We start from the raw sequence: 15,544 nt of genomic DNA, 5'->3' as shown, positions 1-15,544 counted from the left end.
CTACTGACTACCTTTTTTATGGCGTTGCCAACTTCTAGAACCGCCCGTGCGATCGACCTTTTCGCCATGAGGAAACAACTTGCTTTCTAAATATTCATAAGTTCCCTCAAAATCGCACTGCCCGTAAAAAGGACAATCGCCACAATAAACTCCCTTAGTGTAACGCTCCAAATTTTCCCGATTAAAAAAATAAGGTTTGTGACTGAAAGTGCTCGCTACCCACTGCCAAGAAAGATTGTTGCTCGCCGGATCTCCATCTAGCAAGTGCTGCAAAAACCAGCGAGCTCCGGCTTGCCAGCGCACGCGCCGCCAGTGTACGAGATAAGCGGCAGTCCACATCCGCTGGTGATTGTGCAAGTAACCAGTTTCTCGCAACTGACGACTGAAACTGTCGATGCAAACGTTACCAGTCGTGCCCTCGACTACATCCAGCGGCAGAATTTCGCTGTAATCTTTAGCAGTGTAACCAGTTTTGTAGGGTTCCCGGTCTTGCCAAATCCCTGTGCCCAATTCGGCGTACAGTCGCTGCCAATAATCCCGCCAACCCAATTCGTTGACAAGTTTGACGGCATCTTCTTGATGCCGCACTTTCGAGAGTACGACATCTCGCACTTCGGCAAGGCTCAAAACGCCGTAGCGCAAATAGGGCGACAACCGCGTTACCGCGCCGTTGAGGAAATTGCGGGTGGAGGCGTATTTGCCGGGATCAATTTGTTGCAGCGCTGTCTCGGCTGCTTTGCGCCCGCCTGGGGTTGCGGGTACGTTACTATCCTGGGCGGCGGCTTCGGGAAACTGTTGGCTGACGTAGGCTATTAATTCGTCGCGGCTGGCAAATTCCCGCTTCATGTCCTGACTCATTGTTTTTTCTCAAGCGCCTGTTAGTTAATATTAAAGCTATTTGCTGGGGTCACAAGCTGCCCGATCGCGCGCTTGTTGCCCTTGACTCCCGATAACGTACAGTGCGCCTAGCAGGAATCGATCCTCGGCGGCCCAAAATTAGCATCAAAGTCACTAAACTTAGGGTTAGATATCATAGCAAAATCTTATGGACACTTTTGGGGCGGACGCTCAATCGATCGCCAATTCAGCTAACCCACAGCAGCAATCTACCAAACAACTGGACAACAGCCAAGTTCAAGAGTTCGATCGAGCCATGATGCGCCGCTGCATAGAATTGGCTCGCCGTGCTCTCGGCAAAACCGCACCCAACCCCCTTGTCGGTTCTGTAATTGTCCGAGACGGCAAGATTGTCGGCGAAGGGTTTCATCCCGGTGCCGGTCAACCTCACGCCGAAGTTTTTGCGCTCCGAGAAGCGGGGGAACTCGCCGAAGGAGCGACCGTCTACGTGAACCTGGAACCCTGCAACCACTACGGCCGGACTCCCCCCTGTTCCGAAGCTTTAGTTAAGGCCAAGGTGGCAAAAGTAGTGGCTGGCATGGTCGATCCGAATCCTTTGGTAGCTGGAAGTGGGCTAGCCCGGTTGCGAGAGGCTGGCATTGAAGTGGTGGCGGGAGTGGAAGGGGAAGCTTGCCAGAAACTCAACGAGGCGTTTGTGCACCGGATTTTGCACCGCCGGCCTTTTGGAATTTTGAAATATGCAATGACTTTGGACGGTAAAATTGCTACCAGTAGCGGCCACAGCGCTTGGGTGACAGGCGAGGAGGCTCGGAGCGAGGTTCACCGGGTGCGCGTCGGCTGCGATGCTGTGATTGTTGGGGGAAATACGGTGCGTCTGGACAATCCCCTACTGACGAGTCACAAGCCTGATAGGAATAATCCTTTGCGGGTGGTGATGAGCCGCACTTTGGATTTGCCGAAGTCTGCTTGGTTGTGGGAAACCTCCTCGGCGGCTACTTTGGTGCTGACTGAGCCTGGGGTTAACCCGGAATTTCAGGAATTTTTGATTGCCAAAGGGGTGGAAGTTGTGGAGCTCTCGCCTCTGACACCGACTAATGTTATGGCTTATTTGTACGATCGATCTTTTCTTTCTGTACTCTGGGAGTGCGGTGGCACTTTGGCGGCTCAGGCAATTACTGAGGGTGCAGTTCAAAAAATTATGGCTTTTATTGCTCCTAAAATTGTCGGTGGCCAAGGAGCTCCAACTCCTGTGGGAGATTTGGGCTTTTCGGCAATGACTGAGGCTTTGACTTTAGAGCGGGTTTCTTGGCGCGCGGTGGGTGCAGATTGTGTGGTAGAAGGCTATTTAAAAATTAAAGATTGAAAGTTAAAAGCGAGTCTTTTGAGTTTTTGATTTTTAACTTTTAACTCCTTTTATGGTGGAAATTCTGATTTGGAGTTTGATGATTGGCAGTCTCGGCTTGGAGACTGCGCTTGTGGGTCTTTTGGTGAGCCACGAGCAATGGGATGCGGGGCAAAAATGCGATGAGGAGGAGGAAGTTTTGACTAGGTACGAATCTCAAGAGGATAATTTTAATGCGCCTGAAAATGCGCCAGCCAAGGGCAATCCTAAATCCGATCACAATTCTGATGATTTGGCGGTTTGGGAGTACAAGATTGTGCGGGCTAGCAACGATTTGTTCCGCAATCCTGCGATTTTTCACAAGCTATGCCGGGAAGAGGCGGAAGTTGGCTGGATTTTGCTCGAAAAGCTAGACGACAGGCGGGTGCGGTTCAAACGTCCGATCGCGCTGCGGGACGCGCCGAGGCCTAATTTACCAACCTTTGACCCTTACCGCACTCATTACGGCCCGATCTCGAATACGATGAGTTGGGCGGTGACGATCGTGTTTCTGAGTGCGATCGTCCTTCCTGCTATTTTGGGCTATGCTTTGGTGTCTACTACTCTCACCAGAAGTCGCTCTAATTGGCCTCCGACACCTGTTCAATCTTTGCCCTCTCCCAGGGGGTAAGAAACTAATAAGTGAAACCTGGGCAAATTGTCGATCGCCCTTTTGGCAGTCTGTTTTATAGCAAGTCTAAATCATTTGGGAACCAGATGTTTTTTTACGAACCGCGAAGGCGCAAAGACCGCGAAGGAAGAGAGGAGAAGAGAGGAGAAGTCTAGGTTTGTTTGACTGATTTAGGCTTGCTATATAGGTTATTTTGATTTTATAATTGGGGCGGTATTACTGAAGGAGCGGCTAGCAATCTCAAGTCATAATTTGTATCGCCTTGAAATTGAGAAACACGCACAAAATAAGTCCCCGCAGGCAAAGCGCCATTACTCACAATCTGTTCCGAAGCCGTGCCTAAATTATTAGACGAAGCAATAATATCGTCTAATCCAAGTGCGCCGTTGCCGTTGAGATCTTGAATTAATTCAACATCAACATCTGCGCTCAAGCCGTCAACAGTTACGCTGAAAAGGCTCGGAGTATTGAGGATGAAACTGTAAATGTCGGCTGGTTCAGCATCTCCCACAAAATCGCTGGCAGTTTGAATTTCTGTGAGAATGCCCAGGCTTTTTGCTGCGTTCAAATTGTCTGAGGGATCGGGGAGAGTGCTCAACAGTCCTTCTTGTAGACCGAATTGAATGTAATGGTCGATCGCACTTTTAACTGCGCCGCTGGTGACTGCTCCTGCTACCAGCGGATATTTTTCTAGATAAAAGCTGGGATCGAAGAAAGCGCTCGGTTTGCGGTTTTCAAGTTGACCGACTTTAAAGTAGTGTTCAAAGGCGGTAAATTGATTTGTCTGGACTGCTGTCTGAACGTCTGGGTTGCTTGCTAGATAGAAACCAACATCGAACAAAGGGTTAGGGTTGCGTCGTTCAAATTGACCGAATTTGATAAAGTGATCTGCCCCAGAAAAGCCGTTGAGTTTGGCTGATGCTGCTACGTCTGTATTGGTGTCTAAATAATAGCTGGCATCGAACAGGGCGTTGGGATCGCGATTTTCAAATTTGCCAATTTTTCGGTAGTGATCGAAGGGACTCGATACCGTGCCTCTGGCAACTGCTACGGCGACATCTGGGTTGTTTTCGAGATAAAATTTGCTGTCGAACAGTGTTCTGAGGGTTAGCATTATTAAAAAAATCTCTCTGGACTTTAGTCTGGAAATTGCACGATCGAGAATCCAGTTTACATCAAAGTTTTGTTTTGTGAGGATGTCTTAACTATGGCTAAGTCTGCACTGATGGCTATGCTGCGCCGCGCTGCTAGTATTGCCCAGAAATCAAGGGAAACGGGCATTCCGGCTGATGAACTGCTGGGGATGCTGACAGATCGCATTCCTAATTCTGCCATATCTCGTCGCCAGTTGCTGCACGGGGGTTTAGCTGCTGCGGGGGCTGCCGCTGCTGCGACTTTTACCAGGGAGGGAGGGGGAGCTTTTGCTCAACAGGGCGGACGATCGCCGATTTTGGTTGTGGGTGCAGGGATTGCGGGTTTGACGGCGGCTTATCGCTTGCGCCAAGCGGGCGTGCGCGCCGATATAATCGAGGCAACGAACCGCGTGGGGGGGCGGATACGCACTATTCCCAAGGTGGCTGGAACGCTTATTCCGGCGGAGTTGGGGGGAGAATATATTGACACCGGTCATACTAATTTAATCTCGCTGGCGACGGAATTGGGTTTGCAGGCGATCGACTTAGCCCAAGTGCAGAGTGGATTGGTGAAGGATACTTTTTTCTTTCAAGGGCGACGATTTCCTCTTGAGCAAATAATCGCGGATTTTGCGCCGCTAGCGAGTAAAATTAATGGAGATTTGGGCGCTATCGGAGATAACATTAGCTATCTCGATTTTACGGAAGCAGCAGAAAGATTGGACAATCTTTCGATCGCTGAATATGTAGACCAAGCCGAGATTAGCACGATTCTGCGCCAGCTACTCCGCATTGCTTACACGACGGAATACGGTCGAGATCCTGAAGAACAGTCGGCGTTAAATCTGCTGTTTTTAATCGGTTCTGAAGCTGGCAGTTTTGAATTGTACGGCAACAGCGATGAGCGTTATCAAATTGACGGCGGCAACAGTCAAATTATCAACCGTTTGGCGGGTCAATTGTCTGGTTCGATCGAGGCGGGGACAGTTTTGGAAGCGATTACTCTTTTGCCGGATGGCCGCTATCGGGTAAATTTGCGATCGGGACTAAGCGCGTTCGATCGCACTTACGAGCGAGTTTTGTTAACTTTGCCGTTCAGCACTCTGCGAGACGTTAAAATTAACGTACCTTTGCCCCAACCGAAGCTTAGGGCGATCGAGCAGTTGGGTTACGGTACTAATTCTAAGTTAATTACTGGCTACCGCAGCCGAATTTGGCGAGAACTTTATCGCTCGACTGCTTCTGTTTATAGTGATTTAGGATTCCAGAGTACCCGGGAAGCTACGCCTTTCGCTCCTACTCCTAACGGTTTAGTTACTAATTTGACAGGAGGAAAGCAGGGTTTGTCGATCGGTGCCGGAACTCCAGAAGACCAAGCACAAAGATTTTTGAACCAATTTGAAAGAGTTTTTCCCGGAGTGAGAAATTTGCGATCGGGCAAAGCTGTGCGTGCTTATTGGCCGGGAGAACGCTTTTCTAAAGGTTCTTATTCCTGCTATTTAGTCGGACAGTGGACGCAAATGTACGGCGTTGAAGGCGAACGAGTTGGGAACTTATTTTTTGCCGGGGAACACACTTCCCTGGAAAATCAAGGTTACATGGAAGGTGGTTGCGAAACTGGACAAAGGGCGGCTGTTGAAATTTTGCAAGATTTGGGTTTGATAGCTCCTGCTGATGCTTTGAATGCTCGAACTGCTAGCAGTTTGAACAGTCGCCGTCCCAGCCGGAAAGTTCCCGGAGCGCAGAATCTTAGGAATAGAAAGCCGAGTATTAGATAATATGGAGTAATTGCGGACACGGCATTGCCGTGTCCCTACAGATAGGGCGTACAACTTATCAAATAATCTCGTCCGGGTTAATTCCCCGATCGCGCAAATATTCAGCCAGTCGTTCGGCCCGTTCACGTTCGCGATCGGCCCGCTGGCGTTCTACTGCTAACTGTTCTACACCCCATAAAAGCAGATTTCCTGCTTCATCCCACCAGCGCAACCAATAACCTGAACGCTGTTCTTTCTCCCCCCGCCACGTTCCTAAATACAAACCAATATCTGCCATCCAGTGGCGACCTTCCGCGTCGGGAAATTCTAATTCGTAGTTGCCATTTTCCAAGCGATATACTTCCAGCAAGCCAGTTTCTGGGTCAAAAATGATGTAAGTTGGTACTTGCAGAATTTGTTCGTAAAAAAACCATTTTCCCGGAGGAAAAGTACGTTTGACAGAATATTCCCCACCGTCTGTTTCCGACAAGAATTCCATGACAATAGTCGGGATTTCTCCTTCCAAGTTTGGGGTATAACTTTTGCGGTCTCTTCTCGATTCGGCGGGCAGTACCGACGGTACATAAACCCAATCTAGTGCTTTGATTACTAACTCGCCGTTGACAGTAGCGCAAATCCCAAAATTGCTGGCTATCAGCATTTGTGGCCCGATAAATCCTCTCAGTTCTAAGATTTCTCGCAGTGCTCCAGCAATTAGCGGTTGACCTGTATTCTCCACAGGTTTTTCTTCTAATTGGAAGTCGTCTGGCAACTTCTCCCAAGTGACGGTCAGTTCTACCGTTTTTTGTCCTGGGTTATCTTGAGTCGCGACCATGACTTTACTTTTTAAAGTTTGATGTCTTATCATAGCACAATGCAACGGGAGCGCGACGCACCCTAAATAGTGGTTGTAAGGTGCGCATTGCGCACCCTACATATAGATATGCTAGCGTAAATCATATGTGGATTATATTGTAAAATTAATTTCAGAAAAAGCCGAAGAAATATGAAACTTTTACATTTAACAGTAGCTTTATCAAGTTTGCTAATCTCGCCGATATCGGCTCGCCCTTTGCTTGCAGACTATACAAATACAATTCCTCAAAACTCACCAGTTGACGAGCCGTTTTGCTACATGAAAACCCCCGACGGCAAAACAGTAGACTTGGGCAAATTGTGCGAGAAACAGCCAGCATCGGGAACTGCCCAAACTTGCATTCCCGGTTCCAACATCGCTGCAAAAGTGTCAATTGCGGCGGCTAATTATGACGGCAACTTTTTTAGCGGTCAAGTGCTTAATCGAGGCTGCAAAACAATCAAGAATGTCAAAGTCAATTATGAAGTTTTGGACGAGTCAGGCAATTTAATTGACAACGGATTTATCTTCGCTCAACCAGTTACTCTTGCACCCGGACAGTCAGCCGCCTTTCGGGGCGAAGTTGTCGCGGGGGCTCAGGTACTAGCGACTCATGCAGACGCTCAAGAATGATTTTAGATTTTAGATTTTAGATTGAAGAATTGGACAATTAACCCACAGATTAATCCGGGGGCTTTGTATCCCGGATGCTTTTGGTGAAGAATGATTGTTGAGATTTGTCCGATCGCTGTTATCATATTCTGGCTCCAATATCTCTATGACTTACGCAATGAGTGACGCAGAGATCCCCCTAAATCCCCCTTAAGAAGGGGGACTTTGAATAATAATCTTGTCCCCCCCTGATTAAGGGGGGTTAGGGGGGATCGAAGTTTGAATATTCTTGCAGAGATCCCCAAAAACAGAATTTGCGAGGGCAAAATATCTTGAAAACTCGATCGACATACTGGCAAATCTTACCCTACCTCCGTCCCCAAAAACAAACCATCGGTAAAGCATTAGCTTGTACCGTAGTATTTACCGTATTTTGGCCGATTATAGCGTGGCTGGTTGGCGAAACAGCCAAATTTATAGGTAAAGGAGATTTACAAGGGTTCGCTCAAATTGCTGCACTCAGCGCCATTATATTTCTAATTCGCGGTACAGCCCAGTACGGTCAAGATACGCTGATGGCAAAAGCTGCTTTGACTATTGCTTTAGAAATTCGCAAAAAAGTCTACTCCCACCTGCAAAAACTCAATATCGGCTACTTTGAAACTGCCAAAACCGGAGATTTATCCTACCGCCTTACCGAAGATATTGACCGCATTGGCGAAGTCGTAAATAAATTTTTTCATCAATTTATCCCTTGTGTTTTGCAGCTAATTGCGGTTTTGGGATATATGATTTATCTCAACTGGCAATTAACTTTAGGTGCATTAATTATTGCACCGCTGATGGCTATTTTAATTGGTTGGTTTGGGGAGAAACTGCTAAGTTACTCGCGGCAAAGTCAAAATCGTATCTCTGATTTATCAGCTTTGCTGACAGAAGTATTCAGCGGCATTCGTTTAATCAAAGCATTTGTGGCTGAAGACTACGAAATTGCCCGCTTTGCAGAAGAAGCAGAACAAAACCGCCGCGCTAAGTATTTGTCAGAAAGAGTAAAAGCACTTCAGTTCGTTGTAGTTGGCTTTCTGGAAGCGATGAGCGTAATTTTGCTCTTTTTCTTGGGAGGTTGGCAAATTTCTCAAGGAAATCTCACAGGTACTCAATTTATCAGTTATATCGCAGGGGTGGCACTTTTAATTGACCCGATCGCCATTACCACTGCTAATTACGGCGATTTCAAGCAGGGAGAGGCTTCTAGCGATCGCATTTTTGAATTATTAGCAATTCAACCAACAGTAGTCGAAAAGCCGGGGGCGATCGAACTTCCCCATGTTACAGGCAAAGTCGAATATCGCAACATTAATTTTGCCTATAACTCAGAGACACCGATTTTACAAAATATGAGTTTGTTGGTGCTTCCCGGAGAAATGATTGCCCTCGTGGGCGCATCGGGTGCGGGTAAAACTACTTTAGTAAACTTGTTACCCAGATTTTACGATCCGCAAGCGGGACAGATTTTAATTGATGGTATTGATATTCAAGATGTCACCTTAAATACTCTGCGGCGGCAAATCGGCATTGTACCGCAAGAAACTATTCTTTTTTCGGGTACGATCGCTCAAAATATCGCTTTCGGTCAATCTTATTATGAACTGAAAGATGTTCAAAAAGCTGCGGAGATTGCCAACGCTCATCAATTTATTAGTCAGTTTCCTGACGGCTATCAAACTTGGGTAGGAGAAAGGGGTGTAAATTTATCTGGGGGACAAAAACAAAGAATTGCGATCGCCCGTGCAGTTTTGCTCGATCCGAGAATATTGATTTTGGATGAGGCTACATCTGCGCTGGATTCGGAATCCGAAGGTTTAGTGCAAGAAGCGCTGGAAAGATTGATGCGCGATCGCACTGTGTTTATTATCGCGCACCGCTTGGCTACTGTGCGGAGAGCCGATCGTATTTTAGTTTTGGAAAAAGGCAGAATTGTCGAATCTGGGACGCACGAGGAGTTGCTGGAAAAGGGCGATCGCTACGCAGGCTACTACGCTCAACAGTTTAGTCAGTAGGCTACGTTAGAAACCGGGTTTTTGGCCGTTTCTGCTGGCCTCAACGAAGTATTCTCGTAAAAAACCCGGTTTCTGACCACCCGTGTGTAAGTCCTATCAGAAATCGTATTTTGTCATCTGCCTTCCCCGAAGTCAACCTGACGGTTGAACAGGTTTTCAGATATATCCAAAGAGAAGAATAGCATTATTTTGGGAATGCGATCGCCTATGATTATGATGCCAAAACATCACTCAGGATGACAACAGATAGATTGGGAACATTACGAAATCCATTGTCATTGGTGAGAAACAGCGTACAACCTTCACTGATGGCTGTTGCAGCATGAATAGCATCAGGGGTTTTGAGATTGGTATTAGCTCTTAAATTAGCTGCTGTTCTCAGTACAGATTGAGTGATGGGAACTAGCTGTATATCTGAGGATAATAAAAGTTGTTCGTAGTCACTGACTAAGATAGTGTTAGCATTTTTCAGAGGGAAAACTAAGGTTTCCAGTAACGTCAATTCACTGGTCATAAGTTCAATCTCACCTGTTTGAAACTTCAGCCACAAGGGTTGGAGAAGCGAATAGTAATTCGGGTGAGCTTCAACGGTGTAAATAATGACTTGTGTATCCAAGTAAATTGTAGCAGAGGATGGTAGGTTTAGTTGTCCCATGAGTTTCTTTCTTCTTCTAGTTCCCGGTCAATTTCTTCAACAGTTCTAGAGACATGACGGCTGCGGATTTCTGTAAGCAATTCCAACACCTTACGCCGCCCGCCTTGCGGCTTTTCTGGTATGATCACAAAAACTTCAACCTCTTCGCCCACCGATCCAGGTGGCACTTGAATTTCAAGTTTATTTCCTGCAAGAACTTTGGTTGTAATCCGTATTGCTGACTGCATACTTCCTCCTTTGCGATAATTAATTTTCAACAGCCCCTAAAGCTTTGAGCGTGGCTTTTTCAACTTCTGTTAAACCCGTAACTCCTGTAATATTCATGTTTTCATAAGGTCTGTCACTTTTGAGTATTTTGAGGCACTCACCTGTCTCAACATCCCAAAGTCTAATTGTGCCATTTCGACTGCAAGTACCAAGAATGTTATCATCTGAATTGAAGGCAATAGAGTTAATTCTACTGGTATGACCTTGCAAAATTTTTAGACATTCACCTGTACGGATATCCCATAATCTTACCGCTCGATCGACACTTCCACTAGCAACTATTTCACCAGAATAACTAAAAGCAACTGAACGTATCCAATCAGTATGCCCCTGCAAGATTTGGAGGCATTCACCGCTGCGGACATCCCATAGTCTTATTGTTCGATCGACACTACCACTAGCAAGTATTTCACCGTTGTGGCTAAAGGCGATCGCGCGTGCCCAACCCGTATGCCCCTGCAAGATTTGGAGGCATTCACCAGTATGGATATCCCACAGCCTCACCGTTCCGTCAAAACCTGCACTGGCAAATATCTCGCCCAAAGGACTGAAAGCAGCCGAGTTTACAGAATTGTTATGCCCGTCCAACGTTTTGAGGCATTCGCCAGTACCGATATCCCACAACCTCACCGTTTGGTCATAACCTGCACTAGCAAGTATTTCACCGTTTGGACTGAAGGCGATCGATCGTGTTTCATTGCCAAATTCTGGCAAAGTATGAAGGCATTCACCACTGCGAATATCCCACAGTTTCAGTGTTTGGTCATAACTAGCGCTGGCAAGTATTTGACCCGAAGGATTGAAGGCAACTAAGTTTACCCGATCAAGATGCCCGTGCAAAATTTGGAGGCACTCACCGCTGCTGACATCCCACAGCTTGACTGTTTGTTCGTCATCCGCGCTGGCAAACATTTCACCGTTGGGACTGAAGGCGATCGACATTACTTGAGTGCTATGCCCTTGCAGCGTATTCAAGCATTCACCGCTGTTGATATCCCACAGCATTAGCGTTTTATTATAACTACCGCTAACAAGTATTTCACCAGCAAGATGGAAAGCGACTGACCCTACTCGATCGTTATGCCCTTGCAAAGTATTCAAGCATTCACCAGTGCGGATATCCCACAGCTTCGCTGTTCGATCGTGACTGCCACTTGCAAGTATTTCGCCAGAAGGACTGAAGGCTATTGACCGTACTTGATCGAAATGTCCCTCTAAAGTTTTGAGACATTCACCACTGTTGATATTCCACAGCTTCACTGTTTTGTCGGCGCTGCCACTAGCAAGTATTTCACCAGTAGAATTGAAAGCAACAGAAAACACGTTTTTAGTATGTCCCTCCAAAATTTTCAGACATTCACCACTGTTGATATTCCATAGCCTTACTGTTTGGTCACTACTCCCGGTGGCAAGCATCTCACCAGCAGGGTGGAAAGCCACTGAAAATACGTTTTGAGTATGACCGTGCAAAATTTTGAGGCATTCACCAGTACCGACATTCCATAACCTTACCGTGCGATCAAAACTCCCACTAGCGAGTATATTTCCATCAGGATGCAAGGTGACAGACATTACTGATTCGGTATGTCCCTGCAACACTTTTAAACATTCACCAGTATTGACATCCCATAACTTGATTGTTTTGTCATAACTCCCGCTAGCAAGTATCTCACCGTCAGGACTGAAGGCGACTGACTCCACCACATTGGTATGTCCTTTACAGGTCAATATTTCTCTGCAACTGCTAGCTTCCCACAAGCGAACTACGCCATTACTATCACCTGTAGCTAACAGTTGGCCATCAGGACTAAATATGACCGATCGAACACTGCCAAAAATTTTAGCAAAAACAGATTCGGCTAAATTCGCTTCAGCAAAATTGACGCGGCGCAGACTAGCATTTGTAAAATCAGCACCTAAAATAACTGCACGAGAAAGGTCTTTTGTTTCTAACGCAGTGCCATCGATTTTCACCAACAGCGTCGCCGCATTCCCTCCCACATAACCTATCTCACTTTCAGTTTTTCCCCGCGTTGCTTCGAGAATTTCCAATAATTCCTCCGTAGCTGCCCCTACATCAAGGCAGGGCCGGCACGAGGACACCGCCCCTACCATTGGTAACAACAAATCCATCACAGCTTTTGTCAGCGGCGCTTTTCCGAAACTCTGACAAAGTTGCCCTAAATCTTCAGCAGTAAATCCCTGCAAAGGCGCGATAAGTTCACCATTGTTTCTCTTTTGGGCTTGCAATCGACAATAATTAGACCAAGTATATTTTTGAGGCGCTGCATTAGGATCTAAACAAGACTGTTCAGGCGCAACTAATTCGGTAAAATCTGCGGCCAAAACTCCCAATTCCGCTGCAAATTTGTAAGCGACAAAAAACTCTAACAGCGAACGATGCGCTGGAGTATAATCTCCATCTGCATTGCGAATTAGCATCGTTTGACCCATCATGTCGTAGTGCCAGTGGTCTAAGTCTTTTTCCTCCTGCACGACGGAACCAAACAGGCCTCGAATGCGATCGGGAAAACCGCGATAATTGAGACTCATTTGGTTGGTAGACAGCATTTCCCAAGACAGTTCGCACAAAAAGTAAAGCTTATCTGCTACTGAAGTAAAAGTGCGTTCTGCTTTGATATCTCTCTCTATCTTCCGCCGCACCGCATACAGATAAATCCGCGACATATCGACTGGTTTTCCAGCTTCAATATCGGGCAATGCTTCCAAAATTAACTCGGTCATCACCGGGCGACGCGCTAAATCCAATAGTTGCGGGTTTCCCATCACTTTTTCTACTGTCGCCACTTCTGTTTGAAATGACAGCGCTTGCCTAATTTGCTCGTCGTTAAATTTTTCTAATTCTAAGACTTCAAATTGGGGAATTTCGCCTGTTAAAATGGTTGTTGATGCTTGCAGTTCTGCATTGAACAATGCCCGTCCTTCCTTGCCTTCAGGAAAGTGTTCGGTACGGCAAGTGAGGATGACTTTTGCGCCGGGAACGACGGCTTTTGCTAGTTCCCAGAAGTTGTTGATGGTTTCTTGCCGATCGCACTTAGCGGCCATTTCATCAAAACCATCGAAAATCAACAGAAACTTACCCATGCGATTCAGTTGTTCAAAGGCCGAATAACCCGCCAAAGGTATCTCGTGTTTCCGAAAGAAAAACTCGGAAAATAGCGACTCCACACTAACTGCTTTGGCGTAATCTCGCAAAGGAATTACTAACGGCAAACGCGGACGTTCTAATCCCCGCTTTTGAGCATTTCGGTAGCGTTGCAGCGCCATCCAAGCATAGTGCATCGCAAACCAACTTTTTCCAGTTCCAAATTCTCCTAAAACTGAAATATGTTCTTTTACTGGGTCATTCAACCACAGGTCAAGATAACCTTCGATCCAGCCATCTCCTTCGCCATAATGACTCACGCCTATCTTGCGGTGAGTATCGGGGTCGATTTCTTCTTTCGTACAAGCTAGCGGCACGTATTTTGTATTAATTTTCCGGCTGGTAATTTCTGTTTCTAGCCAATCCAGATAAGCGGTAAAATCGGCATCTTGGTCGAGTAATTCATCGAACGTATAGCAAGCTAAATTACGATTTTCATCTTTTTCTACTTCATCCCGCGCGGCGCGACTGATGCGGCGGGCCGTAACTAACCAGCCTTCATCGGTGCGCTGTTTTTCTACCGACTCGCGCAAGGCTGAGATGTCTCTGAGTCCGGCTTCTCCGGCTATTCCGCGCACTAAAATGCGATCGTACCGATTGCGTCTGACGGGAACATTGATAATCCATTCAAAATAGTTATCTTCCGAGATGTGATAGGTTTCAAACTTATAACTTAATGTTTCAAACCAACCACGAACTTGCTGTGATAAAATAAAAGCTTGAGACTTTTGAATATTAGTTGATGCTGCGGCGGCGGGAAGTGCGGGATAATCTTCAGCTTCCAGTCGTGCAAACTCGGTGCGAATTCCTTCGATAGTGGGCAGGCGTTCGATGCGATCCATTACCAAAGATAGGCGTTTTTGCAAAGATGCGATCGAATTTCCCACCATCACGTCGTTGATCGATCTCGTCCGCTTTGCTACCTCCATAAACACGGCCGCAAACGCCATGAATTCCCGTCTGGGGTCAATCCCTAAATTTCGGAGTTCCCGACCCAAAGCAGACTCGCTGAGAAACTCATCGCCTGCTTGAATTAAAATGGCTGGGCTATCGGACTCGAAGGCTTTGCGAAATGCTGATTCAATCTCTTTTTGGCGAAACAGTTCTAAAATTTGTTTGGGTTTGCCAGCGCCGTACTCGACTAAAGTATAAACGTAAACTCCGCTAAAATCTGCGGGCGGAGCATCAGGATCGAGGTTAAATTTTTTTAAGATTTTGATGACTCTTTCGTTGCGCTGAAGCTTGTCTTGTAGGGTGCCGAAGGGAATTGTCGTCAGGAGACTGATAACTAAGTCGAGACTAATTAGCATGATTTAGGCTTTCCTGTTTTTCTGTGGAAGTAATGCTCAAATCTAGAATCGGTAGGCTGTGTCCCTGAAATGCGCTGCGGGCGATGATCGCAAACAGCTCTATTTTTATGTTAACAGGATTTACGCGCTCCGACCAAAGAAACCGGGTTTTTACGGAATCTGCTGGTAGGAGCGCGTCTTTTCCTAAAAAACCCGGTTTCTGACCCACCGTTGGTAAGTTATATTCAGTTAATTAACTTAGCATTTTTTAGGAAATTTTACAACTATAAAACACACTAAAAACCGAAATAAATTGTAGCAATAATAGCTCTAATGGAGTTGTTATATACGATATTTAAAAGTTAAAATATAGATAACTAACAAATAAAATTTGCTATCTATGAAAATACAATCTTCTGTCTTAGTCCACCTTGGATTTGGCAAATATGTACGCTCCGATCGAGTAACAACAGTAATACCAATTGAAGAAGAACGCGGGCCCGGTCGGCGCACTTTTGTGCACGTAGATGGCGAAGCAGACCCGATCGTGGCTTCGCGCGCCGAAGATACAATTGTTCGCGATTTGGTGCAGGAACCGCGCGAAATAACTCAAGCTCGGCAGCAACAAGAAATCCTGCAAGATTTGCTGGCAGATTTGAGCAATGTTAACGTCACCGTGCGCCGCATCAGCCGCGATGAAGGCGGACTCGATCTCGAACGTTTAGACCCATATTCCGCAGATATTTAGACAAATTTAATAGTTTTAAATTTGTCGGCATAAAGCCATGAAATCAACATATAACAACGGTATCAAGTATTTCCAAAAGTATATAATAGAGTCAGGAACACAGGTGTAAAAAATCAGGAATCAGCCCCCAG

At 46.3% G+C, this 15,544-nt stretch carries 12 protein-coding genes; 6 read left to right on the top strand and 6 right to left on the bottom strand.

Going from position 1 to position 15,544, the window contains the following annotated elements; translation table 11 throughout:
- Entirely contained in the window at positions 1 to 858 is an 858-nt protein-coding gene (locus QUA01_RS24435) for an FAD-binding domain-containing protein (RefSeq protein WP_333093081.1), read from the bottom strand.
- Between the two features lie 187 nt (positions 859 to 1,045).
- On the opposite strand from QUA01_RS24435, the gene ribD reads away from it, so the two are divergent.
- Positions 1,046 to 2,221, top strand: coding sequence for a bifunctional diaminohydroxyphosphoribosylaminopyrimidine deaminase/5-amino-6-(5-phosphoribosylamino)uracil reductase RibD (gene ribD / locus QUA01_RS24430; RefSeq protein WP_333093080.1), 1,176 nt, complete (start codon positions 1,046 to 1,048; stop codon positions 2,219 to 2,221).
- Positions 2,222 to 2,273: 52 nt separating this feature from the next.
- On the top strand, positions 2,274 to 2,870 hold the full coding sequence (locus QUA01_RS24425; RefSeq protein ID WP_333093079.1) for a hypothetical protein: 597 nt from the start codon (positions 2,274 to 2,276) through the stop codon (positions 2,868 to 2,870).
- 199 nt (positions 2,871 to 3,069) lie between these two features.
- Here the strand turns inward: QUA01_RS24425 and QUA01_RS24420 are convergent, their stop codons facing one another.
- Positions 3,070 to 3,984: a PPC domain-containing protein gene (locus QUA01_RS24420; protein WP_333093078.1), complete on the bottom strand. Its 915-nt coding sequence runs from the start codon at positions 3,982 to 3,984 to the stop codon at positions 3,070 to 3,072.
- 93 nt (positions 3,985 to 4,077) lie between these two features.
- On the opposite strand from QUA01_RS24420, the gene QUA01_RS24415 reads away from it, so the two are divergent.
- Positions 4,078 to 5,781 (top strand): flavin monoamine oxidase family protein, encoded by a 1,704-nt coding sequence (locus tag QUA01_RS24415; protein ID WP_333093077.1) that lies wholly within the window; start codon positions 4,078 to 4,080, stop codon positions 5,779 to 5,781.
- 58 nt (positions 5,782 to 5,839) lie between these two features.
- Here QUA01_RS24415 and QUA01_RS24410 read toward each other — a convergent pair whose 3' ends face one another.
- The gene (locus tag QUA01_RS24410; protein ID WP_333093076.1) at positions 5,840 to 6,595 is read right to left on the bottom strand and encodes a Uma2 family endonuclease; all 756 of its coding nucleotides are present in this window, start codon (positions 6,593 to 6,595) and stop codon (positions 5,840 to 5,842) included.
- Between the two features lie 171 nt (positions 6,596 to 6,766).
- Here QUA01_RS24410 and QUA01_RS24405 point away from each other — a divergent pair, with 171 nt between their 5' ends.
- Positions 6,767 to 7,249 (top strand): FxLYD domain-containing protein, encoded by a 483-nt coding sequence (locus tag QUA01_RS24405; RefSeq protein WP_333093075.1) that lies wholly within the window; start codon positions 6,767 to 6,769, stop codon positions 7,247 to 7,249.
- Positions 7,250 to 7,560: 311 nt separating this feature from the next.
- Positions 7,561 to 9,288, top strand: coding sequence for an ABC transporter ATP-binding protein (locus QUA01_RS24400; RefSeq protein WP_333093074.1), 1,728 nt, complete (start codon positions 7,561 to 7,563; stop codon positions 9,286 to 9,288).
- 211 nt (positions 9,289 to 9,499) lie between these two features.
- On the opposite strand, the gene QUA01_RS24395 is transcribed toward QUA01_RS24400, so the two are convergent.
- The 3 genes from QUA01_RS24395 to QUA01_RS24385 are packed head-to-tail and all read right to left on the bottom strand — an operon-like array spanning position 9,500 to position 14,686.
- Entirely contained in the window at positions 9,500 to 9,943 is a 444-nt protein-coding gene (locus tag QUA01_RS24395; RefSeq protein WP_333093073.1) for a type II toxin-antitoxin system VapC family toxin, read from the bottom strand.
- Positions 9,931 to 10,170, bottom strand: a complete 240-nt coding sequence (locus QUA01_RS24390; RefSeq protein WP_332974168.1) for a hypothetical protein — start codon at positions 10,168 to 10,170, stop codon at positions 9,931 to 9,933. Before QUA01_RS24390 ends, QUA01_RS24395 begins: the two co-directional genes overlap by 13 nt.
- 19 nt (positions 10,171 to 10,189) lie before the next feature.
- Positions 10,190 to 14,686, bottom strand: a complete 4,497-nt coding sequence (locus QUA01_RS24385; RefSeq protein WP_333093072.1) for an NACHT domain-containing protein — start codon at positions 14,684 to 14,686, stop codon at positions 10,190 to 10,192.
- 379 nt (positions 14,687 to 15,065) lie between these two features.
- Between QUA01_RS24385 and QUA01_RS24380 the strand changes: the two genes are divergently transcribed.
- Entirely contained in the window at positions 15,066 to 15,413 is a 348-nt protein-coding gene (locus QUA01_RS24380) for a hypothetical protein (RefSeq protein WP_333093071.1), read from the top strand.
- The last annotated feature ends 131 nt before the right edge of the window (positions 15,414 to 15,544 follow it).

It is taken from the genome of Microcoleus sp. S36a_B3 (assembly GCF_036700745.1).
GTDB lineage: Bacteria > Cyanobacteriota > Cyanobacteriia > Cyanobacteriales > Microcoleaceae > Microcoleus.
Note: the sequence above shows the minus strand (reverse complement) of the source record. Positions and strands in the feature narration are given on the sequence as shown.

Excerpts from the sequence above, each read along its gene's own strand:
- QUA01_RS24425 (WP_333093079.1), top strand. The coding sequence starts at position 2,274 with ATGGTGGAAATTCTGATTTGGAGTTTGATGATTGGCAGTCTCGGCTTG.
- QUA01_RS24435 (WP_333093081.1), bottom strand. The coding sequence starts at position 858 with ATGAGTCAGGACATGAAGCGGGAATTTGCCAGCCGCGACGAATTAATA.
- QUA01_RS24405 (WP_333093075.1), top strand. The coding sequence starts at position 6,767 with ATGAAACTTTTACATTTAACAGTAGCTTTATCAAGTTTGCTAATCTCG.
- QUA01_RS24420 (WP_333093078.1), bottom strand. The coding sequence starts at position 3,984 with ATGCTAACCCTCAGAACACTGTTCGACAGCAAATTTTATCTCGAAAAC.
- QUA01_RS24390 (WP_332974168.1), bottom strand. The coding sequence starts at position 10,170 with ATGCAGTCAGCAATACGGATTACAACCAAAGTTCTTGCAGGAAATAAA.
- ribD (WP_333093080.1), top strand. The coding sequence starts at position 1,046 with ATGGACACTTTTGGGGCGGACGCTCAATCGATCGCCAATTCAGCTAAC.
- QUA01_RS24410 (WP_333093076.1), bottom strand. The coding sequence starts at position 6,595 with ATGGTCGCGACTCAAGATAACCCAGGACAAAAAACGGTAGAACTGACC.
- QUA01_RS24415 (WP_333093077.1), top strand. The coding sequence starts at position 4,078 with ATGGCTAAGTCTGCACTGATGGCTATGCTGCGCCGCGCTGCTAGTATT.
- QUA01_RS24380 (WP_333093071.1), top strand. The coding sequence starts at position 15,066 with ATGAAAATACAATCTTCTGTCTTAGTCCACCTTGGATTTGGCAAATAT.
- QUA01_RS24385 (WP_333093072.1), bottom strand. The coding sequence starts at position 14,686 with ATGCTAATTAGTCTCGACTTAGTTATCAGTCTCCTGACGACAATTCCC.
- QUA01_RS24395 (WP_333093073.1), bottom strand. The coding sequence starts at position 9,943 with ATGGGACAACTAAACCTACCATCCTCTGCTACAATTTACTTGGATACA.